Genomic DNA, 24,462 nt, shown 5'->3' on the forward strand with positions numbered 1-24,462 from the left:
TACGTGTGGCTTATTACGTTCAAACTTAGCCTTAGCCATGTTTATAGTCCTCGTTTACGTCGAACACAATTCTGAGCAAAAACTCAGCATCGACATATCGCCTAAAAAATCAAACACCCAATACTTGAAAAGCAGACTAATAAGCCTGCTTTTTAAATCTTTGTAGAAAATCTACTAAACTGTATCTGGAGCTCTTATCGAGATTTGAACTCGAGACCTCTCCCTTACCAAGGGAGTGCTCTACCACTGAGCTATAAGAGCGATTATCCTTCGATGGAGCGGGAGACGAGGATCGAACTCGCGACATGCAGCTTGGAAGGCTGCCGCTCTACCAACTGAGCTACTCCCGCACTGTGTTGGTATATATACCACTTCAATCGAAGTTAATGGTGGTGAGAGAAGGATTCGAACCTTCGAAACTTTCGTAGCGGAGTTACAGTCCGCCCCCTTTGACCGCTCGGGAATCTCACCATATCACACTTATTTCAGTGTTGTTCTTTACTTCACAACTACACACCCTTAAGATGGTGCCGGCACACGGATTCGAACTGTGGACCTACTGATTACAAGTCAGTTGCTCTACCAACTGAGCTATGCCGGCTCTTCTTAGTGTTTCGTACGTTTCGTATCGGAACGGTGTGCAGTTTAGCAAAACTTCCAAACGATGCAAGCGGTTTTTTTAAAAAAACCGCTAAAAACTCATAAAATCAATCCGTTTGATGATAATTCAACCGCTTTGATCACTGCGCGAGCTTTTATTTGCGTTTCATTCCATTCAGATTCAGGATTTGAGTCCGCTACCAAGCCTGCTCCAGCCTGTACATAGACCTTTTTATCTCGAATAACACAAGTACGGATTGCAATCGACATATCCATTTCGCCGTGCCATCCTAAATATCCCACTGCCCCGCCAAAGACACCTCTTTTCACAGGCTCAACTTCATCAATAATTTCCATTGCACGGATTTTTGGTGCACCCGATAAAGTACCTGCAGGGAAAGTTGCTTTGAATACATCTAGTGCATCGATATCATCACGAACTTCACCTTGTACATTTGAGACAATGTGCATGACATGCGAATAGCGCTCAATCACCATTTGATCAGTCACTTGGACCTTGCCAATTTTAGAAACTCGCCCAACGTCATTTCGACCAAGGTCAATCAACATTAAATGCTCTGCGATTTCTTTTTCATCAGAAAGTAAGTCTTTTTCTAAAGCAAGATCTTCTTCTTTAGTTTTTCCACGTGGTCTGGTACCTGCAAGAGGGCGCACTGTCGCAATACCATTTTCTAAACGAGAAAGAATTTCTGGCGATGACCCTACAATATGGAATGGCTTTTTATCAGTAATCGTTTGCCCTTGTACCAAGAATAAATAAGGCGATGGGTTCAAATGACGTAAAGCACGATAAACCTGTAAAGCCTCCCCATCGAAATCAGAGACCATACGCTGTCCCGGAACAACCTGCATCACATCACCAGCACGTATATATTCTTTAACTTTTTCGACTGTTTCTAAGAATTTCGCTTTACCAGTAATTGACTCAAAATGTGGAGGTGTATGTGGCTTAGCTTGCAGACTTACTGGTGTAGCTAACAATTGCTCTAATTGATCTAATTTTTGCTGAGCGTCTTCATAAGCATTACTCTGCTCTGTATCCGCATGAACAATTAAAAATAGAGTATCTTTAAGATTATCAAAGACTATGACTGTCTTTGATAGCATTAACCATAAATCTGGCAATGTAATTGGGTCAGCTGTAGGAACATTCTTTAAACGTGGCTCGATATAACGGACTGCGTCGTAGCCCAAATAACCAACTAATCCACCCGTAAAACTCGGTAAGTTTGGCAAAAGCTCAGCAGATGGCACTTTAAATTGCTTCTGAAATTCACGAATATACTGAAATGGGTCTTGGCAATCTTGTTGTGTAATTGAGCCATCAGCATGTTGTATAGACAGAACACCTGCATTACATGAGAAAACCGTCGACTCACCTAAACCAATCATAGAATAGCGCGCCCAATTTTCGCCACCTTCGACTGACTCAAATAAATAAGCTTGGGTGTGGTCTTTAAAACGAGCAAAAACAGATAAAGGAGTTTCTGTGTCTGCTAAGCGTTGGCGATAAACTGGAATCGTATTGTAACCAGCAGCCTTGAGTTGCTCAAATTGCGCTAATGTTGTCATGAATTTTCTCTAATATGGTTTCGATTTAAAAGTGTGTTTTTCTAGATTCGGTTTAGACACGCCATCGAAAAACCATACGCTTATTCATTCTGATCTCCATTTCATTCATTAGATAATTAACTCAGCAAGACTATCAACAACTTGCTGAGGTTGGCAATCATAGATATTTTCTCCATGATTATAGCCATAGCTAACCACAATACAATCAATTCCAGCACGACGCGCAGCCTCAATATCATTACTTGAATCGCCAATCATTAATGATTGTGAAGCAGATATTTTTAGGCTTTGCATGCAATGCAATAATGGCAATGGATGAGGCTTTCTCTCCGGTAAGCTATCCCCACCAAGTACGACTTGAAAATATGGAGAGAGCTGTAAAGCATCAAGCAAATCTTGGGCAAGTTGTACGGGCTTATTGGTAACGCATGCCATTTGTATGTTCAAATTTTTACAATGCTTTAAAAACTCGGTTACACCAGGATAAATTTGAGTATTTACACAGAGTTCTACACTATATATATCAATAAATTTTTGTAATAAGACTTTATGTTGTTCAGGATCTAATTTTCCAAAAACATGAAGCAGAACACTTTCACAGAGTTTTGAAGCTCCTTTACCCACCCATTCTCGTATTTGGACTTCTGTTACCAATGGCCAACTTAGCGCCTCTAAACTTAAATTCATAGACCGATACAAATCAGCAGCAGAATCAACCAACGTCCCATCTAGATCAAATAAAATTAAATCGCGCTTACTTAGTTGTGCAACAGACATCTTTTTTCTACTCAAAATTAAAAAGGCATGCGTTTAGCATGCCTTGATTGTAAAAGCAGCAACGGATTATTTAAAGAATAACCATGCCAATACAGCTAAAATTACTAAAATAATAATAGTGATTAAACCAACTGAGGCATTCTTTTGTTGCTCTTTTTCTTCAGCAACACGAGAAACCGGTTCATCAAAAGCGATAGGTGTTTGCTGTTGTGCATTAATATCTACACCCTCTGGAATAGGTGCAGGCTTTGGAATAGAAATATTCTGCGGCATACCATCGCGACGAACTTCTACTTCTGCGGCACGCTCTGCAAGGCTCGGCATTCCTTGATCGCTTAAATCTGGAGATGAGGTTGTATGTACAGGCTCAGCTTCAATTTCAGGTAATTCCGTGATTTTCTGTGCAGGAGCCAATACAGAAAATTTAAAACTAGCAAACTGAACAATATCACCATCATGTAGCTGCTTTTCTTGCTCAATACGAATATCGTTCACAAATGTGCCATTGGATGAATTAAGGTCTTGCACCCATAGCGCTTGATCTTTTAGAAGCAATGCAGCATGGCGACGTGAAATTTCAGCAGCTTGTAACAAAACATCAGCATCTTGATGACGCCCTACCAACATATCACGATCAACATTAATTTCTTGGCCAGTAATTTCACCAGTAATTGCTTGTAGTTTCCAAGTCATGCGTATGTCCTATTCATTTTTTATCAATCATAACATGCTACTACTGTGCTGTGCTTGGGCGCAGTGTCGTTGTTGTTACTGTATTTTTAGTACGATTAACTTCAGGATCAGGTAACTGTAAAGTTTGCTTTTGCACTGCTGGCTCTACGGCTACAGGTGTAGTTACCGTCGAGGTTTTTCCACCTGAAGGAACCTGTTGATAGTTTTTCGGCTGAGAGGCAATACTAGGTGGTGTCATCTTTTGATTGTAGACATCATCAACCTGCTCAGGCAGTTTTGCAAAATTGCCGTTTTTATCCATAGCCAATTGCAAGCTATAAAGCTGGCTATAGCGCTGCTGAGACAAACGGCGCACATCATTTGCATCACCCACAATTGTTGGGTGGATAAAAACAAGAAGGTTACGTTTTACATTGCTTCTATTATCTGATCGGAACAAACGCCCAACATAGGGAATACTACTTAACCCAGGTATACCTTGTCTTGAAAGTGACGTGTCATCCGACACCAAACCACCAAGCACTACTGTCTGTCCATGTTCAGCCAAAACAGCAGTTTTAATGGCACGTTTACTTGTCACCAAGTCAGCTGCTTGTCCACGACTGTCTTGAACAGCAGAGACTTCTTGTTCTACTTCCAGACGAACTGTACCACCTTCACCGATATGTGGAACGACTTTTAATGTCACACCCACATCTTTACGCTCAACCGTGGTATATGGGTTGATACCCGTACTGTTTGTAGTGACCGATCCTGTTACAAAGGGAACGTTCTGACCGACAACAATATACGCCTCTTCATTATCCATCGTCACAATGGATGGTGTCGAAAGCAAATTTGATTTGGTATTCGTTTTAAGTGCTTGAATTAATGCACCATAAGCCTTACGGGAATTCTCAAAATTACCCAGAGCCAAGGTTGCCCCATTACCTTTATTAGCGCCACCAGCGATAGCTGATGCTGCCCCAGCCGAACCACCCGATAAATAACCAGCAGCAATAGAAGATAAACTAGCACCTACATTACTAAAGCTAAGTAAACCAATTCCACTAGATAAATCACCCAGTGCCCATTGAATACCAAGTTGATCTGCATCATCTCCTGACACTTCGATAATTGCAGCTTCAATCAGAACTTGCTGACGGCGAACATCAAGCTGCTGAATAGCAGATTCAATTTCGCGCATTAATTGAGGATCTGCCTTAACCACTAACGAGTTTTGGGCATTATCCGCAATAATGCTCACACCATTTTGGTTAAAGCTAGAGATACTGTTCTGATTATTATTGTTCGAATTACCGTTTAGATTAATAGATGGCGTAGAAATTGAGCTACCATTTGAACCAGAGGTATTTGAACTAGAATTCTGGTTATTACCCATCAAATTATTGATCGGATTCGATGAATTAGAAGAACTGTTATTACTATTTGACGAAGAAACAGCTTGTCCTGTTACGAGGCCTTGCAAAATTTCAGATAAATTTTTTGCACTTGCATATTTCAAGCGAAAAACTTTTAAGCCCCCCAAGCGATCAGCCGAAGGCACATCCAGCATTTCAATCATGTGGCGAATGCGCTTACGCGTTTCAGGATCGCCCTTAACTAAAATACGATTGGTTCGATTGTCTGCAATAATACGGATACGTGCACCATTAAAATCTTTAGATGCTCCCGTAGCACTCATCGCCTCAAGTTGAGTAATAATTTCTTCCGCTTGGCTCGATTGGAGGCCTATTGCCTCAATATCATTCTGGCCAGTACCATCTAAATTACGAATAATATTTTCAAGTTGATAAATATTTGCCGCACGGTCCGAAACAATCAGTGCATTAGTCCCTGCAATTGCAGCCATATGTGCAAATTGCGGCATTAATGGACGAAGTGCTGGAATTAAATCATTAGGATTGGTATTTTCAAGCCAAATGACTCGGGTAACAATCTGATCACCACGCAATTTATTTCGCGAGTCGTAAGGAATTCCCGAATTTTTAACATTGCTATCTGGAACCAGCTTAATGGTGTTACCCGAAGGAATTGCCACTACCCCATTCACATTTAAGACCCCAAGGAATAGGTCGTAAACTTCATTTTTATTGAGGGGTTTATTCGATATTACTGTGACGTTACCACGCACTCGTGGATCTACTGCAAAGTTTTTACCCGTAATGTCTGCCACTTCATTAATAAAAGCAGTTAAGTCAGCATCACGTAAATTGATCTTCCATGTTTGGGCATAGACGCTGCTGCTCACTGTCGCAATCAATGGGGCTGCTGCAAGTAATGCCCAAAGTGGACGTTGATGATTCAATAAAGCCATAACTTGCGATAATTCCTAACTCTTATGGTGACGTGTTATCACTAAAAATTTTGTTGTATGGTCATCACTTGATCACCACGTTTTATTTCTATTTTCACTTGCCCAGCTCGGCGAGCCTGTTCAAGTAACTGCACATCCGTTTGTCCCTGCCCAACCGTTTGACCGTTTAAAGAAACAATCCGATCACCCGGCCTTAAACCTAACTTATTTCGAAGCGCAGTGGGTGTACGTTCTGTAACTTCAAAACCCTCACCAGAGTTCCCACTAACGCCCATGTCACGTAGATATTGTTCACGGTTGCCTTGCATTTGCTGAATGGCCTGCCCTAACGCCTCTTGAGTCGTATTAACAGGTGCCGATGCTTGAGGCGCAGTAGCAGTTGGCTGTGAAGCATCTGGCGTCATAGGTTGATATAACCCGTTTGGCAAACCTTTGAATTGGAGTTCACGAGTACTTCCATTACCTTGACGTAATATCACGTGATCCCAATAAACTTCTGCCAACTGATAAGAGGTAGAACCTATTGTTTCTCCCACCCGATATCGGTCAGCAATATTATCTAGCTTAATAACAGCCGAAGAAAAACGGTTCGGATAGCCCAGCATTACGCCTTGTAATTCTAGGTTGACATTTTCCTGAGCCGCATTGGCTGAAGGTTCATTAAAAAGCGAAAAAGTACTAATGTTAGGAATTTGCGGCTGCTGTGATCCTAACTCGACTCGATCAAATTGCATCATTTGAGGAGGGGCAATTACCCACCAAAATAGTGATGCTAATTTCCAACACAACCATAAAACCAAAAAGGCAAACACAACTACACTTAACCGATCTAATTTTTGCCACTGTAATTGCTGTAATTTTTCAATCCATACTTTCATTAGTTACCCCCTTGTATTAAGGGTTGACGAGAACTAATGACAAACGTATCTAAACCAGCTTTTCCATCATAAGATGGGATATTAAGTAATAACCTTTGGGTAAGCTGTACATCAAGCATCATGTTGGCATCTAATAAAAGATTCGCCATTTTTTGACTGCGTTGATCACGTATATCAACTTGTAATTGTCCATTCTGATCCGTTAATTGCCCATTTAAAGAAGGCATATTCATACGGTCTTGACGATCACCGATATTATAAATTAAAGCACCACCACCCCAATGTAATTGACCATCAACTGCTGCGAACCCCTGCTCTTTCTTATAATTAAACTCAATATCTTTCAGCTGGATGCTGTTCGCAGGCCATTGCCAATTCACAATTTGTTTTAATGTTTCAGGTGCAACCTGACCATTCATAGCCTTTACAATTACTTTTTTCCCCACACCATAGCCCATTACCCCAGCTAATTGGGTATTTCCACTATGGATATCTACATCAGCAGCGAACCTTAATAAAAACAGGTCTAGAGGTCTAGTTTTCCAATGAATCGAGCCTCTCAAAGTACCACGCCGCCAATCTGCTTGGCCTTGCCAGATATTTCCACTTACATTGTGTAGAGTTTGATTATTCTTTGAAAATTTAGAAATAAGCCACGTCGCCGGGATCTGTAAAATAATAAAAATTAAAAATGCAATGAGGGCAAAAAACCACCACTTCCATTGCTTAGACTTTTTCTTCATTCAGCCTTACCAACATGCAAATTATCGTCCTTATTTTGAGAGTAGCTCCCTAGTCTGACATTATGCATACTTTTTCAACATCGCCAATTCACTTCATATAAAAAAACCAAGCAATCGGGCTTGGCTTCGGTATTAAGACTATAAGTTGAACGTATGACAAAATCATGAAAACTTGACGCTCAATGAACTAAATGCACATTTGATCTCAACAATTCATTTAAAGAGCAATTTAAACACTCAATTTTTTAAATAATATTTATAGCAAAATTTTGAGATATTTTTATCAAATAAAAAAGCCAAGCAAATTTGCTTGGCTTTTAAAAATGGCAATTTGATTAGATTAAGAAATCTTCAAGTTTTGCGCCTTTTTCAATTTCAGCAACTAACCAGCGTGGTTGTTTACCGCGACCAGTCCAAGTCTCTTCAGCATTGTTTTTGTTGCGGTAACGAGGCTCAACAGATTTACGAGTTGTTTTCTTACGTTTTTGAGCACCAAACTCAAGAAGCTGTTCAACACTGAAACCTACATTTTCAGCAATCTCGATAATTTGATTATAAGCATCTTCGATTGCTTGATCTTTTTTACTTGCAATTAAAGCTTCTGCTTCTTCTTGTAAGCGTTTTAACTCTTCAACAGATAATTCACTGATATCCGGTTTCATTAATAAATACTCCAGTCTTACAGACAATTCAAAATAATACAGACAAAATTTAAAAACATAAAATCAAGACCAATATTATTTATAATCTATTCAATAAGCAATAGTTTGAAAGCCATGTTCATCAGAATAACCAAAAAAATTACCTTTTAATTACATTACCAATTATAAATGAAATATATTTTATTAATATTTATTTAAGATAAATGTATTAAGTCATGCCCAACTGATTTTTCTAGCTCAATAATTTTTTGTTTTATTTCCTGTGGTATTTCACATTTTCGTTCTGTTAATTTATCTACGCATACCATAACAGCTTCACCAGTAGCGACTATTTGTTGTTGGGTTTCACTCCACAATATATAAGCCATACGGAATGCGCTATTACGGAGCTCTTCCACACGAACACCAACTTTCAATATGTCAGGATAAAAAACAGGCTTTAAATATTTACACTGACTTGAAGCAACAACGGTATATAAATGTGGGGTTAATATATTGATTGCTTCCATATATAAAATACGTGAGCTTTCAATATATCGATAATACTGTACATTATTGACATGACCAAAAGCGTCCATATCTCCCCACGCTACTTTCTGTTCATATATTACTGGGTAGACAGACAGTTCTTTCATTTTTACCTCATATTTTAAACTTTAAAAAATTTGCATCATTTTCAAAGATTAGATTTAACTGTTTGATTAACACATCATCTTCTTTAAGCGTAGACTTAATACGTAAATAGCTCATTAAAATATTATCTGGATATAATGATAATAATGTTTCAGCTTCTGTTTGACGTCCAGTTGCCATATAGACATGCCATTTTGCAAAGGTTAAAACTGGCAAATTCATATATTGATTTTCAAATTGAATAATTTTTTCTTCAACATCGGCATAGTCTGGAACTTGTTTAAGCAACTGCTGCTGAAACCATAGATAAAACACTTCTGGGTCAAACTGCTCTTTTAACAAATGTAGTGTTAAGGCCGCATGCTGCATGCTCATATCTGGCATACGTGCTAATAGTTTTAGCCATAACAACTTACTGCTATAAGGTCGAGTTTGTATTTCAGACTCTAAATCCAAATAACGTTGCTGCAAGGCATGTAAGTCATCGATAGACGCTTGGTCAAATTGCTGAAGAAGCTGCTGTAACCATAAATCACGGTGTTCTGCATCTAGCAAACCGTATTTCATGGAACGTAAATATACCCATGGATGTTGCAGCGCTAATTGCCCCCATAAAGCCGTTAATCTTTGCTGGTAAGCAGTTTCTATTTCTTGTAACCAAGGTGATAATTGATGTTGGTATAAAAATTCGAGATGAGTTAATGCACGATCGGCTTCATTTTCGGCTAAAAAGATTTCAATTCGTTGTAACTCTGCCAATTCAAATGCCATCGGTGGTGATTGATCGAGAGCAGCCAATGCTTTTGGATAGTCACCACTTAAAACCAGAAACTTGGCATCGATAATATTTTTTAAAAGCCCTGATTGAGTAAAAACACGCTCAATAAATACACGTTGATCTTCAGCCGCTTCTAATAACCAAACAATACCTAATTGTTCATAGGGATGAAGGTTTTTAAACTGGAAGATGTTTTCACTTTTTCTTTGTTCACGAGATGAATAACGTTTAATCCACAGCCATAAGAGTTGAGCAATAAAACTCATCACTACAAAAGTAAGAGTTAATCCCCAGACATTTGTTTGCAGCTGCAATTGTCGCCAGTAAATATAGACATACCCCATTCCATAGCCATAACTCAATAAAGCTAAAGCGGCAAAGAGTATTAAGCTGATTACGAAATAAACCCACAGGAGGTGTTTCATATATCCTCCTTATGAGCCGATTAGCCCAAGTGTAGAGAGTTTAGGAACTGGCACCACAGATAAATGTGCCACTTTAGCAATACGTTTTTTTAACTGCTGACTGGTTGCATCAGGCATTTCATCTAACTTTTGCATCACAGATTGCAACTCATTTTGATACTCAGTCATTTTTCCTTGATTGAGTGCCTGTTCGGCAATTAACAATCTTAATTGCACTTCTTTAAGCACCACACTTCGACTCATTAAATTAATAGACGGCGTTTCTACTTTTTCTATACGGAACCACTTTTTCCACCAAGACACAGTCTCGGATTGATCCATTTCAAGTTTAGGCTGGGCTAAGGCTTGCTGAATATTCTTATCAATGTTCTGTAATAAATCATCGATTAATTGATGGCGTTGATTTTGAGCCAAAGTAAACTGTTGAACTGCCTGTTTATCCTGCTCGAGCGATTGATTCAAGCTATGCTGCAATGCAGGAGCAATTTCATAGTGTACAAGCGATTGCTGTAACTGATTTAATTGATCAACTGCATAAATCAACTGCTGCTGATCAATCGCAAATTGAATTAAATCTAACTTTTGTTTAATTAAAACTGTAGGTGCAATACCTGTCGGTGGAGCTTCCGGTTGAACTACTGAATTGGTTTTATTCCCTGTACTTACGGGTTGATTCTGCAACTGTCGCTGTAAAGCAACCAATTGATCATTTAAATTGGCATAGTGCTGTTCGGATTGCAGCAGACTTTGTTTAAGCTCGGGAACAGTACGAGAAATTTGCCACATATCGTAACTGAGCTTAGCCAACCAAGCTACGCCCAGTAAAATGATGATAGAAACAAGTTTTCTCATACGAATCCTTATAATGCCTGAATGTGATGAATCATCCCCGAAGGCGATAAATTTTCAAGTTGAATAATGTGAAAATGAGCCTGTTGCTGATCGCGATACTCTTTAACAATTTGAAAAAGACGAGGTCCTAAAACCAGATATACACCATCAGGTTGTACATTATTTTTTGAACAAAGCTCTAACCAATATTTCCAGCTCGCTTCACTGGTAATTAAGACGAGCCATTTATTTAAATTATAATTTGAATTCTGTGTCAGATGTTTGAATGTAGAATATGAAGCTTCTGGGCACTGCCGATGATATAGAACAAAATTTAAAATCTGAATTCCTTGTTGTTGCAAGGTCTCCATCATAAATTGGCGTCCACCTTCTCCCCGCCAAAAAGCCACACTACCCGTCTGTTGCATATTGTGCAGAATAGGTAGGTTCAACATCCCCTCAGAAGTTTCAACATCTGGGATATGTGCTTCTATTCCATATTCGTTTAGACAATTGGCTGTTGCTTGCCCTACCGCAATCCACTGAATATGTTTTAAGTCGCTAATTTTTAAACCGCTTTTTACTAAATACTCCATACCCACTTTAACAGCGGTTGGGCTGACGACAACAATGGCTTGCGCCTTAATTAATTGTTGGTAAAGCTGAAGTAGGTATTCAGAAAAGGGTTTTGCAACGAGCTCTAAAAGAGGTAAAGACTCAACCTGATAACCTTCATTTTGCAAACCTTCTGTTAATTCAGCTGCACGCGAATCAGGTCGAGTATTAATAAACAGCATGGTTTAGTAGAGGGCCTTTAATAGCTCGCCAGCACCTTGATCAAGTAAGTTTCGAGCAAGGTTTTCACCCAATTGCTGAGCATTATTGGCTTCATCTGTCAGTTCAGCACGTAATAATGTTTGGCCATCAGGGCTTCCAACACGACCTTCGATATGGATTTGACCATTTTGCAGTGTGGCATAACCTGCAATTGGGACCTGACAACCACCTTCAAGATAGGCATTAAATGCACGTTCAGCACGTACACAAACATCTGTTTCTTCGTGTAATAAAGGTTGAATTAAAGCCAATACATCTTGGTCAGCTGCACGGCACTCTAAACCCAATGCACCTTGTCCCACAGCAGGCAAACTAATATCTGGTCTTAAACAATGACGGATACGTTCCGACAACCCTAAACGCTTCAAACCGGCACTGGCCAGAATAATCGCATCGTATTGACCTTCATCTAGCTTCGCCAAACGTGTGCCAACATTTCCACGCAAGTCAATAATTTGCAAATCAGGACGTTGTTTTAAAATCTGAGATTTTCGACGCAAGCTTGATGTACCGACTTTTGCACCTTGTGGTAAATCAGCGAATGTTTCAAAACGATTTGAAACAAAAGCATCTAACGGATCTTCACGCTCACAAATTACTGCTAAAATTAAACCTTCAGGCAAAGCCATTGGGACATCTTTCATTGAATGTACAGCTAAGTCCGCACGCCCATCTAAAAGTGCTGCTTCCAACTCTTTAACGAACAGCCCTTTGCCCCCAATTTTTGCTAAAGGCGTATCTAAAATTTTATCGCCCTGCGTGACAAATTTAACCAGTTCCACCGTTAAATCAGGGTGAAGCTCCTGTAAACGGGCACGAATATGTTCTGCCTGCCAAAGAGCAAGTGGGCTTTGTCGTGTAGCAATTTTCAAGGTTTTCATAAATTCAAGCATGGGCTGGTCAAACAATACACCCTAAACTTAACTTGATCCCTTAAAATTGCAAGTAAAATCTCGCAAGTCCAAGATAACTCTTTTAAATTTAGAGCTGATGAATTCGCTCTCTAAGCGTAGACAAATGTCGACGGCTCACTGAAAGTCTTTCATCAAGACCGCGTAATCTAACCTGATATTGCCCTGAACTGATCAGCTCCAACCCATCTAAATATGCGACTGCAACCAACGCATTTCGATGAATACGAATGAACTGATCTGCGAATTCGGTTTCAAGCTCTTTTAATGTTTCATCTATTAATACACTGCCATTTTTATGTCTCACAGTGACATATTTCTGATCTGCTAAAAAGTAATAGATATTTTCAACAGGAATCAGCTCAACACCACGATAGGTTTTTGCGGCAATTTGATGACGCTGTGTTTTTAAATCTTGTAAAAGTTCAGAATTCGGTAATGCATTGAGCTGCGCTTGAGTAAGTTGAGTTAGCTGACTTAAAGCTTGCTCAAGTTCAACCGGATCAATCGGTTTAAGAAGATAAGCTTGAGCCTGAGCTTTAAAAGCTTCTAATGCATGCTGATCGTAGGCGGTACAAAATACAATCGCAGGTCGAGGATTGAGCTGACTTAACTGTTCTGCACAGACAAGCCCATTCATACCTGGCATTTGAATATCAAGTAAGATTACATCCGGTTGATGAAGCCGTGCCTGTTCCAAGGCCTCTTGTCCATGATGAGCCGTTGATACAACCTCATGTCCCATCTTTGAAACTAAACGTGATAAACGCTCCACTGCAAGTGGTTCATCATCACAAATTAGCACCTTCATTCATCCTCCTTGTCACCGTTAACTTGGTCCATTTTTTTATGGTTAACTCTGACTGACTTATTATTTTGTTTGATATTGATAGCTCATAATAGTGGTATATAAAGCTTCACCTTTATAAACCTGAAATCTAACGGTGTTCCCATAATACGCTTTCAGGCGCTGCTTAACATTTTCAAGAGCGATTCCATGCCCTTTCCGTGAATTTATTGTATCGTCTGTATATGGGTTGGTAATGACTATACTGACCTGATTTTGCAATATTTCAACCAATACCCCTATGGTTGCTTTACCCATCATTGGTTCTACCCCATGAAAAATACTATTCTCTAACAAGGGTTGTAATGTCAATAAAGGAATAGTGATCTGTTTTAATTGCACAGATGAAAGCTCGATCTTCCAATCCACTTTTAAACGCTCCCCCAAACGCACCTGCTCAATCATTAAATATTGTTTACTCAGCTCGATTTCTTCATGCAGACTCACCAATTTTAATTCTTGGAAACTCGCGCGAAATAACCGCGATAAACTGATGAGCATGCTTTCTGCTTTATCTGGATCTATCGCAATTAAACTCACCACATTATTTAAACTATTAAATAAGAAGTGAGGGTGAATTCGTGCTTGCATGGCCTGAATACGGGCATTTAATTCGGCATATTGCTGATGCAACCATTGTTCCCTGACATATAAATAACGTAAGCAAAAAGCCCCGAGTAATATTCCATAGCTTAGATATAAAGGTACATTGGTAAAATAAACACTCCAGCCCTGCGTTAAAGAAGCATGTTTATTTAAAAGACCAAACTGAAAAAAATTACTAATTAAAGTGGTCAAAACAACAATACTTTGCAGCATGACAAAACCAATAGCCAAAGCAAATTCTTGACGCAAGCTGCTAAAAAAACCTTGAAAGCGTTCAACCAATGCAAAAAAGGACAATATTACCCAGTTAATAAAAACGATGTATTGAAAAAGCCTTCCTCCGCTTAAGGCTTGCCAAGACTGTGCTTCAGCCAATGCCAAAACCAGTGCCAAAACATTACTTGCGATAATTAATTCGAATAAGTGTTGCCAACGCCCGCTTTTCGTAAAAAAATAGGAGGAATTTTGATTTCGGTATGCTGTAGGAAACAACTTTGTTTGTTGAGCTTCGGCAAGTGATATACTCTTTTTTATTTTACTGAGCCACCATGACCACATCTTCAAATCCCCCTAATTCAGTAACCCCAGACCAAACCTCAGGTATGTGGGGTGGTCGTTTTTCTGAAGCGACGGACGCTTTTGTAGCCGAATTTACCGCCTCTGTTCAGTTTGACCAACGTTTTTATAAGCAAGACATCGCTGGTTCGATTGCGCATGCTACCATGCTTGCGAAAGTTGGCGTACTCACAGAAGCAGAACGCGATGACATTATTGAAGGTTTAAGCACCATTCGCTCAGAAATTGAGGCTGGAAACTTTGAGTGGCGCATCGATCTTGAAGATGTTCACATGAACATTGAATCACGTTTGACTCAACGTATTGGCATTACAGGTAAAAAATTACACACTGGCCGTAGCCGTAACGATCAGGTTGCAACTGATATTCGTCTTTACCTGCGCGACGAAATTGATGATATTTTAAAATTATTAGAACGTTTACAAAAAGGCTTGTTAGGCTTGGCTGCCAAAAATGTAAATACAATTATGCCGGGCTTTACACACCTACAAACTGCTCAGCCTGTGACTTTTGGTCATCACTTGTTAGCATGGTTTGAAATGTTAGTACGTGACACTGAACGTCTTCAAGACTGCCGTAAACGTGTTAACCGCATGCCACTTGGTTCAGCTGCTCTTGCTGGTACAACTTATCCGATTGACCGTGCTTATACAGCAGAACTTTTAGGTTTTGAAGCTGTATCTGAAAACTCTCTTGATGCTGTATCTGACCGTGACTTTGCCATCGAATTTAATGCTGCTGCAGCACTGATCATGATGCATTTATCACGTATGTCAGAAGAACTGATTCTTTGGACTTCTGCACAGTTCAAATTTGTGAATATTCCTGATCGCTTCTGTACTGGTTCTTCAATCATGCCACAGAAGAAAAACCCAGATGTTCCAGAACTTATTCGTGGTAAATCTGGCCGTGTATTTGGTGACTTAATTAGCTTACTTACACTCATGAAAGGTCAACCATTGGCATACAACAAAGATAACCAAGAAGACAAAGAACCTTTATTTGATGCAATCGATACGGTTCGTGGTTCACTCATGGCATTTGCAGACATGATTCCTGCATTGGTTCCAAATATTGAAATCATGCGTGAAGCTGCTCTTCGTGGATTCTCAACTGCAACTGACCTTGCTGACTACTTAGTGAAAAAAGGCGTTGCGTTCCGTGATGCGCATGAAATTGTAGGTAAAGCTGTTGCATTAGGTGTTGCGGAAGAAAAAGACTTATCTGAACTCACACTTGAGCAATTACAGCAATTCTCTGACTTAATTACAGCAGATGTGTTTGACAAAGCCTTAACTCTAGAAGCTTCTGTAAATGCTCGTGATCATATTGGTGGAACTTCTCCAAAACAGGTTGAAGCTGCAATTGCGCGTGCCCATACACGTTTAGAACAGTTATACGCTTAAGGATAAAACATGAGTCGCCAAGTATTTTGCCGTAAATATCAAAAGGAAATGGAAGGTTTAGACTTCGCTCCTTTCCCAGGTGCTAAAGGCCAAGATTTTTTTGAAAATGTTTCTAAGCAAGCATGGCAAGAATGGTTACAGCATCAAACTACGCTAATTAATGAAAAGCGTTTAAACGTGTTTGAACCAGAAGCTAAAAAGTTTCTGGAAGAACAACGTGAGAAATTCTTCAATAATGATGAAAGCGTAGAAAAAGCTGAAGGCTGGAAACCAGAATAATCGGTTTGTTTTAGCTTATTCATCATTAAAAAGGCGGCTCTATATACATAGATCCGCCTTTTTTTACGTGAAACTTACACAAACATAAAAAGCCTTACATAGAGCGCACAGGACTCTACATGACATCAAAAAGCGAAGAACTTAATATCACTCTATAGCAAGAAGAACACGATCCCTGTCGTGTTTATGCACTTGATTTTCTGTCCTGAACTTCCCCCCAAAGTTCGGGACATTTTTTTATCTATTATTTTTTAAAAACAAAAAAGCCTTGTTTCAAACAAGGCCTTTAAATATTTCAGCTCAAGATTACTTTTCGTGGACTTTGGCTTCAATTTCTTCAATTTTGGTATGACGAGCATCAAAGCCTTTTGCCATATAAATCACTTGCTCAGCAATGTTACGCGCATGATCGCCAATACGCTCTAATGAACGTAAAACCCACATGACATTAATCACACGAGCAATATGGCGCGGGTCTTCAATCATATAGGTCATTAATGTACGTGTTGCTGATTGATATTCACGGTCGATGTCAGCATCAGCTAAAAGTACACGTAAAGCTTGATCTGCATCTAAACGTGCAAAAGCGTCAAGTGCATCATGAATCATGACACGAACTTGGTTACCAATATGACGTGTTTCCATGTAGCCACGCGGTGACCCGCCCTCTTCACACAGGTTTTGTGCAATACGGGCAATTTTCGCTGCTTCATCACCAATACGCTCAAGGTCAGTATTGGCTTTGCTCATGGCAATAACCATACGCAAATCAATCGCTGCCGGATGACGACGCGCCAAAATTAATGTTAAGCCTTCATCAATATCACGTTCATATTGATTGACTGCATTATCTTTAAATTGAACATCAATCGCTAAATTTGCGTCAGTATCAAGTAAAGAATGGATTGCATTTGCAACCTGCTGTTCGACCAAGCCACCCATGGTCATAAACTTTGTGTTTACATCTTGCAAATCTTCATTAAATTGAGAAGAAATATGATGGCTTAACACCGGATTACTCGGACTCAAGGGAAGCCTCCAACATGATGGCGCGGGAATAAAATGATTGAGCATTAAAACACAGCAATCATTAAGTTTTTATGACAAAATTAAATTTCAGATAAAAGCTTTTAATTACTGATAAGTTAACCAGCTATTAAGCTCAACCAGATCTTTTTCACCTAACTGGCCTACCGCAGCTTTTAAACGAAGCACATTCAATAAATAGTCATACTGAGCATTAAGATAATCCTGTTTTGCAGAAAAAGCATTACGCTGCGCCAATAAAACATCAACCATACTTTTCAAGCCTTCGTTATAACTCGCTTTTGAAGCTTGAGAAACTAAAGAAGATGAATCCATTGCAGCCTTTCTTGCTTCAAGTTTGGCTTGATCTGTGTCGACCTGCATAAAGGCACTTTTCACATCGACATTGGCACGGCGGATGGCTGCATCAAGTTGTGCCTGCGCTTTACTCGCTTCTACAGTGGCTTTTTTAATTGATGTTCGGGTCCGTCCACCATTAAAGAGATTCCAGTTCATTTCTACCCCGACCTGATCAAATTTTCCGTCAGTCGAAATGAGTGTCTCTGGTGTTTGTTTGGTATAGCCATAACTTGCTACAGCATCTATTTGAGGATAAAGCGCTGCCTTTTCGACACGGCGCTGGTCTTCACTATATTTTTGCTGTAAACGGGCTTGCTGGATCTTTAAGTTTTTTTGCTGCGCCAAAGAAAGCCAGTCATTAAGTTCTGCTGGATAAGGCTTTTGAAAATTAAAATCACTGCGCAGTACAGCGAGTTTATCTTGATAAGAACCAATATATTCAGAAAGCTGCTCTTGGGCTAAAAGTAATTGAACATTGGTTGAAATACGATTGGCTCTGGCATTTTGATATTGAGCATTTGCTTCACTTACATCACTACGTGCCACCAACCCTTCTTTGAGTTTGGCATTCATCATATTGAGCTGTTCAAGCAAAGCCTTTTCTTCTTGTAAGTATGCAACACTCAGTGCCTGCTGACGCAACACATTAAAATAGGCTTCTGCCACATTTAAAACATGATCTTGTTTTTGCAGCCTTAAGGTAATTTCACTTAAGGCAACCGAAGTTTTAACTTGCTTATAACCTTCCCAAGCATCCATTCGAAATAATGGCTGACGTGCAGTGAGAGTGGCTTGTCGAGTCGTTGATGTATTACTTACCAAAGCATCTGACAGGCCTTCTTGATCAACGCCCGGAAAGTTTGAACGTTTTACAGTTTGTCGATTACGAGTAATGTTTCCAGACAATGTGACAGTGGGTAATAATGCCCCTGTTGCTAAGCCTAAGTTCAGTTGATCTGCTTCATATTGTTGTTGATTGGCTTGCCACGTCGGGTCATTTTGTTTTGCGCGCTCATAAGCTTCAACCAAATCTAGAGCAAAACTCGAAGATGCAAAACTCCAAAGGCCAACAGCGACCATTAATTTTATTTTCATTGTTCAAATCAACGATAAAACTTGCCTTTAAGACTAAGAAAAATTCAAATCAAACTCAAGCCATTAAAAGTTTTAGTTTTTTAAGCGTTCTTAGTTTTTGACAAGATTAAAATACAAATAAAAATCAAAAACATGCCTATCCAACCTACCCATGAAACATGCTCGCCAACCAAAACGATGGCAAAAACTGCAGCTACTAAAGGTTCAAATAGAGTTAAGGTCGTCGCTTTGCTGGCATTTACTGTTTTTAGACCAAATCCAAAAAGTAAATAACCCAAAAACATAGGAATCAGCATCATATAGCCAGCCACAAGTAGATTGGTTGAGCTTTGTAGTAACCCTCCACCTGTAATCAACAAAGTAGGAAGCAAAATAACCGCTCCACCTCCCATAATCATGCCCATTGCAGCTTTAGCAGCAACACCCCGATCTATTAATCTTTTCGCGGCCCATGAATAAAGCGAATAAGTTGTAGCAGCGACCAGCCCAAGCAAAATACCGAAGTATTTATTCCATTGATTTGTACTCTCTTGAACCGCATGACTTTCGCCCATCGACAACATACTTACACCAAGCACACCGCACACAAAACTTAGAAACCAAATAGCAGATAAAGCTTTGCGATCAAAGAATCGTTCTAAAATTGCTGCGATTAGTGGAGCAGTACCAATTGAAACCACGGTGCCAATCGTAATACCTGCATAATGCATTGAAGAATAAAAAGCCAAGGGATAAATACCCACCGCCGCTATGCCTAAAAGCAGTATTGAAATATTTTCCCTTATAAACTGGCGGTTTTCGCGTATTGCTCGTGATGCAACCAAAGCTTGTAAAAGGCCTCCACCGCCCATCGCTACAGCGCCAATAGCAAGTGGGCCAAGTGTCGGTGCAAATGCTGCCGCCGTACCTGTTGTTCCCCACAAAACAGAAGCAACTAAAATTGCAATTGTGCCTCCATAGCTACTATTTTTAATGAGGCTAATCATATGGACATTCTCTATTTAAAATGTCTTCTGCCATTTGTTTTGCTAATAGAAGTTGACGGCTGTTTCCTTCTAGGCCTGCTCGTGCCATAGAACCCTCTAAAAGAAAAGAAAGCTGCGTAGCCACATAGTTAATGCGCTGTGACTCTGGGATTAATTTTTTTAAATGCTCAGCAACAATAGCCTCCACTTCTTCTTTATGCTGCCTTACAGAACTACGCCCTGTACTATTGGCCGGAAACTCAGCCGCAGCATTCAATAACCCACAACCTCGAAAGCCTTTTTCATAGGCAAATTCCGCATGGTCTTGATAGGCATCAAATACGGCCAAGATGGCTTCTTTAGCTGTTTTTATTTTTTCTAAACGCTTTTGGTAGAGATCAAGCCACTCTTGATGGCGTGCAGCAATGTAGGCATCAACAAGCTCACCTTTTGAAGAAAAATTATTATAAAGCGACATCTTCGCAACATCTGCTTTAGCCGTAACTGAGTTGATTCCTGTTGCAGTAATACCATCGTTATAAAACAAGGTTGCCGCTGCATCGAGAATTTTCTGTCTTGCTGTTTTATCATTCATAGTTTTTTAATTAAGTAGACCGACCTACCTAATAATAAAGATTTCTAACAATGATGCAATCTTTTTAAGCGTTATAATTTGAGCAATATTAATTTCTATAAAAGTACAATGATGAAAAAAGTTCTAATAATGAGTATGTGCGGTGCACTACTTTTAGCTGGATGTAATAAAACATCAGAGCAAGATCAGGCTGTATCTAAAGAGCAAAAACCAACTGAGCAAAAGGCCACTCAAAAACAAGACAGTAGCTGCTTACAAATTATGGTAGCTATGCACACGATTAATCAAAACAGCAAAATAGAAGACTTAAATCAAATTAATGAAAAGCTTAAAATCTGTGTTCCCTCTTTAAAAAATCATGAGCAGCTTAAGCTGATTGATGCATCAACTGCCATGTATCAACGTTTTCTAAAACAAGACTACACTGAAAAAACAGGTAGAGCTTTTGAAGCATTTGGCTATGCCGTTTTAGAACAGAAACAAGACCTTAAAAAGGTTATTCAAAGTCAGAAAAAGCTCTTCGCCCAACTGAGCCCACGTGATCAATATTTACTTCAACATGAAGGCCAAGCCTACATTGAACTTCTCTATCAAGGTGAAGGCATGTTTACCTATCGACGCCAGCCAAGCTATTTAGTTGACGTTTTTTCTAAGTCCTTACCCGCGGACCAAAAAGAGTTTTTAACTCGTATGGCGAAAGACAATCAGGATATTTTTTATAACGATGGTGCTTTGGCTATTTCATGGAAAGAGCTCACTGAACGCGCATTATTTTGGGAAAAGTTTATTCAAAAGTATCCAAAGAGCCACTTTATTGGTGATGCAAAACTACTATTTAATGAATATCGTTATTTTATTTTCTTTGGCTTAGACAATACGCCCGTGTCAGATGAATATGCACCGAATACGTGGTTTGATAAAGATGCTCTTCAACAAATTCGGTTTTTGTCTACACAAAACGAGTCGAGTCTAGCGAAACCCGCTCAACTGTTTCTTAAATTTATTGCTACGCCTATCGATGAGCGCAATAAGCAATTTAAAATAGATTTAACTGATAAAAATGGCGATAAAAAATCAAATTATCAGATGACTCATGAACAACTTGAGCAACTATTAAAATTTGATTCGCCATGGAACACGGAAGTCTATCGTGACTGCCATATGGATGCGGTTTGTATAGATACAAATTGACAATGCCAGCCAACCTAAAACATGTTAGTCTTTAAATCGCTTGACGGAGCGCGAGTAATAGCTCGCTGAGATTGTGTAAATTCCGTGTTATCGCAACACAAGTTTGATCACAAGTACCGTTGAACCTGATCAGGTTAAGACCTGCGTAGGAATCAAGCCATCTGAAAACTTAAGCCTTAAATTTATCTAGTTAAAGATAAATCCGCCATCGTTTTTGGTCGTGCTTGATTCGTTGATGTTATTCATAAGGATCATGTGATGAACCAGTTAACGAATCTTTCTTCTGCTGAAATTTCAGCACAACATGAACAAGATGCAAAAGATTTAACTCGCATCTTACCCGCTTCTAAAAAAGTTTATATTGAAGGCTCTCGCCCTGACATTCAGGTTCCAATGCGAGAAATTTCTTTAACCGACACCCCTACCGGTCTTGGCGGTGAACATAACCCTCCTGTTATGGTATATGACACTTCAGGTGTTTATACCGACCCAAATGTTCAAATTGATTTAGACAAAGGTTTACCTTCAGTTCGCCAAAACTGGATTGAAGAACGTAACGATACTGACGTACTTTCTGGCTTGACCTCAAAATTTGGTCAGGAACGTTTAAAAGACATTCGCACCGCTGACATTCGTTTTGCTCATATTCAAAACCCACGCCGCGCTAAAGCTGGCAAAAATGTCACTCAAATGCACTATGCCAAGCAAGGTATTATCACACCTGAAATGGAATATATTGCAATTCGTGAGAATCAGCGCCAGCGTGAAGGTGTTGATATGCGTCAACATGCTGGACAAAATTTCGGTGCAAAGAACTTAAAAGAAATTACACCTGAATTTGTTCGCCAAGAAGTTGCTGAAGGTCGTGCGATCATTCCTGCAAACATTAACCACCCAGAACTTGAGCCAATGATTATTGGTCGTAATTTCTTGGTGAAAATTAATGCCAATATTGGTAACTCAGCGCTTGGCTCTTCAATTGACGAAGAAGTTGCGAAAATGACTTGGGCAACCCGTTGGGGTGCCGACACCATTATGGACTTGTCGACAGGTAAAAACATTCATGAAACACGTGAATGGATTATTCGTAACTCACCTGTTCCAATCGGCACCGTACCGATTTATCAAGCACTTGAAAAAGTTGATGGGGTTGCAGAGGACCTGACTTGGGAAATCTTCAAAGACACACTAATTGAACAAGCTGAACAAGGTGTTGACTACTTCACCATTCACGCAGGTGTATTACTTCGCTATGTGCCACTTACAGCAAACCGTTTAACAGGTATTGTGTCGCGTGGTGGTTCAATCATGGCGCAATGGTGTCTAGCGCATCATGAAGAAAACTTCTTATACACTCATTTCGATGAAATCTGTGAAATCATGAAAGCTTATGACGTTTCATTTAGCTTAGGTGATGGCTTACGTCCGGGCTGTATTCAAGATGCAAATGACGAAGCACAGTTCAGCGAACTTAAAACCTTAGGTGAACTGACTCACCGTGCATGGGAACATGATGTTCAGGTCATGATTGAAGGCCCTGGTCACGTACCAATGCACATGATTAAAGAAAACATGGACCTTCAGCTAGAAGTGTGTAAAGAAGCGCCATTCTATACACTTGGGCCATTAACAACAGATATCGCTCCAGGTTATGACCACATTACATCTGCAATTGGTGCAGCCATGATTGGTTGGTACGGCACAGCGATGCTTTGCTATGTCACACCAAAAGAGCATTTGGGTCTACCAAACAAAAAAGATGTTAAAGACGGGATTATTACCTACAAGCTTGCAGCACATGCCGCCGATCTTGCGAAAGGACATCCGGGTGCACAGGTACGTGATAATGCCTTATCAAAAGCACGTTTTGAGTTCCGTTGGGATGATCAGTTCAACCTAAGTTTAGACCCTGATACAGCACGTAGTATGCACGATGAAACCTTACCAAAAGAGGCTCATAAATCTGCTCACTTCTGTTCAATGTGTGGTCCAAAATTCTGTTCAATGAAAATCACTCAGAATGTACGTGACTATGCCAACAACCTCACCAATAACGATTCAGAGGTTGAAGAAGGCCTCAAAGCGATGAAAGAGGTTTATCAAGAACAAGGACAAAAACTGTATCATAAAGTGTAAATATTCAAAAAAAACACTTGCCTAGCCCTGATTCTCGGTTAGGATGAAATAAATAGATTTCGTCCTGACCGAATCATGAGTATTGTTGAACGTCCAAGTTATACATCTAAAGATGTCGAAGTAACATCACGTGAATCTCTATTCCGTGGTTTTATTCAAGTTGAAAAAGTCAGCCTTCGACATCGTCTATTTAATCAATCTGAATATACTCATGTATTGCAGCGTGAACTCGTTCATCGGCCTGAAGCAGCTGGTGTACTACTCTACAACGATCAAAAACAACAGTTTGCACTGATTGAACAGTTTCGTGTTGGGGCTTTAGATGACTATCATTCCCCATGGCAGCTAGAAATAATTGCAGGTGTGTTAGATGGTGATGAATCACCAGAAAGTTGTATTCGACGAGAGAGCCTTGAAGAATCAGGTTGCGAAGTTCAAAATTTAGAGCATCTATTTAGCTTTTACCCGTCAGCTGGTGCTTGCTCAGAGTTATTTCATCTCTATGTTGCTGAAACTGAATTACCCGCTGAAGGGGGTGTATTTGGCGTAGATGATGAGGGTGAAAATATTCAATTACACTTATTTAATTATAGTGAAATCCAGACTCTACTCGACAGCGGACGTTTAAGAAATGCTCCTGTCATTATGGCATTACAATGGCTGGCCCAACACAGCAAAACGATAATAAACCCGAAGAGGTAG

Annotated in this window: 23 protein-coding genes, 4 tRNA genes and 1 riboswitch; of the genes, 5 read left to right on the forward strand and 22 right to left on the reverse strand. The window is 39.7% G+C overall.

Annotation, left to right across the window (positions count from 1 at the left end):
* Window positions 1-186: 186 nt before the first annotated feature.
* The 18 genes from AW165_RS15850 to AW165_RS15935 all read right to left on the reverse strand — a co-directional run bounded on the left by AW165_RS15850 (window position 187) and on the right by AW165_RS15935 (window position 14,689).
* Window positions 187-261: transfer RNA gene (locus tag AW165_RS15850), tRNA-Thr, on the reverse strand.
* A 13-nt stretch (window positions 262-274) separates the two neighbouring features.
* A tRNA-Gly gene (locus tag AW165_RS15855) sits at window positions 275-350 on the reverse strand.
* A gap of 37 nt (window positions 351-387) precedes the next feature.
* A tRNA-Tyr gene (locus tag AW165_RS15860) sits at window positions 388-471 on the reverse strand.
* 54 nt (window positions 472-525) lie between these two features.
* Window positions 526-601 (reverse strand) — tRNA-Thr (locus AW165_RS15865).
* Window positions 602-699: 98 nt separating this feature from the next.
* Window positions 700-2,193, reverse strand: a complete 1,494-nt coding sequence (gene trpE, locus AW165_RS15870; RefSeq protein WP_032005869.1) for an anthranilate synthase component I — start codon at window positions 2,191-2,193, stop codon at window positions 700-702.
* 108 nt (window positions 2,194-2,301) lie between these two features.
* A complete protein-coding gene (locus tag AW165_RS15875; protein ID WP_060466377.1) occupies window positions 2,302-2,970 on the reverse strand; it encodes a phosphoglycolate phosphatase in 669 nt (222 codons plus the stop codon).
* A gap of 66 nt (window positions 2,971-3,036) precedes the next feature.
* Complete coding sequence (locus AW165_RS15880) at window positions 3,037-3,663, reverse strand: FHA domain-containing protein (protein ID WP_042783292.1); 627 nt, start codon at window positions 3,661-3,663, stop codon at window positions 3,037-3,039.
* 40 nt (window positions 3,664-3,703) lie between these two features.
* Window positions 3,704-5,980 (reverse strand): type II secretion system secretin GspD, encoded by a 2,277-nt coding sequence (gspD, locus tag AW165_RS15885; protein WP_060466378.1) that lies wholly within the window; start codon window positions 5,978-5,980, stop codon window positions 3,704-3,706.
* Window positions 5,981-6,021: 41 nt separating this feature from the next.
* Window positions 6,022-6,858 (reverse strand): type II secretion system protein N, encoded by an 837-nt coding sequence (locus tag AW165_RS15890; protein ID WP_017400181.1) that lies wholly within the window; start codon window positions 6,856-6,858, stop codon window positions 6,022-6,024.
* The gene (gene gspN / locus AW165_RS15895) at window positions 6,858-7,601 is read right to left on the reverse strand and encodes a type II secretion system protein N (protein WP_002121195.1); all 744 of its coding nucleotides are present in this window, start codon (window positions 7,599-7,601) and stop codon (window positions 6,858-6,860) included. Before gspN ends, AW165_RS15890 begins: the two co-directional genes overlap by 1 nt.
* Window positions 7,602-7,936: 335 nt before the next feature.
* The gene (locus AW165_RS15900) at window positions 7,937-8,263 is read right to left on the reverse strand and encodes an H-NS family nucleoid-associated regulatory protein (protein ID WP_000801427.1); all 327 of its coding nucleotides are present in this window, start codon (window positions 8,261-8,263) and stop codon (window positions 7,937-7,939) included.
* Between the two features lie 194 nt (window positions 8,264-8,457).
* A complete protein-coding gene (locus AW165_RS15905) occupies window positions 8,458-8,898 on the reverse strand; it encodes an acyl-CoA thioesterase (RefSeq protein WP_017400180.1) in 441 nt (146 codons plus the stop codon).
* A gap of 7 nt (window positions 8,899-8,905) precedes the next feature.
* Window positions 8,906-10,099: a hypothetical protein gene (locus tag AW165_RS15910; protein WP_060466379.1), complete on the reverse strand. Its 1,194-nt coding sequence runs from the start codon at window positions 10,097-10,099 to the stop codon at window positions 8,906-8,908.
* A 9-nt stretch (window positions 10,100-10,108) separates the two neighbouring features.
* On the reverse strand, window positions 10,109-10,951 hold the full coding sequence (locus AW165_RS15915) for a hypothetical protein (protein ID WP_060466380.1): 843 nt from the start codon (window positions 10,949-10,951) through the stop codon (window positions 10,109-10,111).
* Between the two features lie 8 nt (window positions 10,952-10,959).
* On the reverse strand, window positions 10,960-11,727 hold the full coding sequence (locus AW165_RS15920; protein WP_060466381.1) for a uroporphyrinogen-III synthase: 768 nt from the start codon (window positions 11,725-11,727) through the stop codon (window positions 10,960-10,962).
* Window positions 11,728-11,730: 3 nt separating this feature from the next.
* Window positions 11,731-12,648, reverse strand: a complete 918-nt coding sequence (gene hemC / locus AW165_RS15925) for a hydroxymethylbilane synthase (RefSeq protein WP_060466410.1) — start codon at window positions 12,646-12,648, stop codon at window positions 11,731-11,733.
* A 100-nt stretch (window positions 12,649-12,748) separates the two neighbouring features.
* Complete coding sequence (locus AW165_RS15930; protein WP_032070634.1) at window positions 12,749-13,489, reverse strand: LytR/AlgR family response regulator transcription factor; 741 nt, start codon at window positions 13,487-13,489, stop codon at window positions 12,749-12,751.
* 60 nt (window positions 13,490-13,549) lie between these two features.
* The gene (locus AW165_RS15935; RefSeq protein WP_002121140.1) at window positions 13,550-14,689 is read right to left on the reverse strand and encodes a sensor histidine kinase; all 1,140 of its coding nucleotides are present in this window, start codon (window positions 14,687-14,689) and stop codon (window positions 13,550-13,552) included.
* Between AW165_RS15935 and argH the strand changes: the two genes are divergently transcribed.
* On the forward strand, window positions 14,680-16,113 hold the full coding sequence (gene argH, locus AW165_RS15940; RefSeq protein ID WP_002121138.1) for an argininosuccinate lyase: 1,434 nt from the start codon (window positions 14,680-14,682) through the stop codon (window positions 16,111-16,113). The genes AW165_RS15935 and argH overlap by 10 nt on opposite strands.
* Before the next feature lie 9 nt (window positions 16,114-16,122).
* Window positions 16,123-16,392, forward strand: coding sequence for an oxidative damage protection protein (locus AW165_RS15945; RefSeq protein WP_000089995.1), 270 nt, complete (start codon window positions 16,123-16,125; stop codon window positions 16,390-16,392).
* A gap of 306 nt (window positions 16,393-16,698) precedes the next feature.
* Here AW165_RS15945 and phoU read toward each other — a convergent pair whose 3' ends face one another.
* From phoU to AW165_RS15965, 4 genes are all read right to left on the reverse strand, one after another.
* Entirely contained in the window at window positions 16,699-17,421 is a 723-nt protein-coding gene (phoU, locus tag AW165_RS15950) for a phosphate signaling complex protein PhoU (RefSeq protein WP_000075183.1), read from the reverse strand.
* Between the two features lie 105 nt (window positions 17,422-17,526).
* Window positions 17,527-18,858, reverse strand: a complete 1,332-nt coding sequence (locus tag AW165_RS15955) for a TolC family outer membrane protein (protein ID WP_002121145.1) — start codon at window positions 18,856-18,858, stop codon at window positions 17,527-17,529.
* A gap of 95 nt (window positions 18,859-18,953) precedes the next feature.
* Window positions 18,954-19,859 carry a DMT family transporter gene (locus AW165_RS15960; protein WP_060466382.1) on the reverse strand — a complete coding sequence of 302 codons (906 nt, stop codon included), beginning with the start codon at window positions 19,857-19,859 and terminating at the stop codon, window positions 18,954-18,956.
* On the reverse strand, window positions 19,852-20,433 hold the full coding sequence (locus tag AW165_RS15965; protein ID WP_060466383.1) for a TetR/AcrR family transcriptional regulator: 582 nt from the start codon (window positions 20,431-20,433) through the stop codon (window positions 19,852-19,854). Before AW165_RS15965 ends, AW165_RS15960 begins: the two co-directional genes overlap by 8 nt.
* Before the next feature lie 108 nt (window positions 20,434-20,541).
* Here AW165_RS15965 and AW165_RS15970 point away from each other — a divergent pair, with 108 nt between their 5' ends.
* From AW165_RS15970 to AW165_RS15980, 3 genes are all read left to right on the forward strand, one after another.
* The gene (locus tag AW165_RS15970) at window positions 20,542-21,624 is read left to right on the forward strand and encodes a hypothetical protein (RefSeq protein ID WP_212823876.1); all 1,083 of its coding nucleotides are present in this window, start codon (window positions 20,542-20,544) and stop codon (window positions 21,622-21,624) included.
* Between the two features lie 34 nt (window positions 21,625-21,658).
* A riboswitch (TPP riboswitch) is annotated at window positions 21,659-21,793 on the forward strand.
* Between the two features lie 89 nt (window positions 21,794-21,882).
* Window positions 21,883-23,760: a phosphomethylpyrimidine synthase ThiC gene (gene thiC, locus AW165_RS15975; protein ID WP_002121180.1), complete on the forward strand. Its 1,878-nt coding sequence runs from the start codon at window positions 21,883-21,885 to the stop codon at window positions 23,758-23,760.
* A 75-nt stretch (window positions 23,761-23,835) separates the two neighbouring features.
* Window positions 23,836-24,462, forward strand: a complete 627-nt coding sequence (locus tag AW165_RS15980) for an NUDIX domain-containing protein (RefSeq protein ID WP_060466384.1) — start codon at window positions 23,836-23,838, stop codon at window positions 24,460-24,462.

Source organism: Acinetobacter sp. LMB-5 (assembly GCF_001541635.1).
Lineage (GTDB): Bacteria > Pseudomonadota > Gammaproteobacteria > Pseudomonadales > Moraxellaceae > Acinetobacter > Acinetobacter pittii.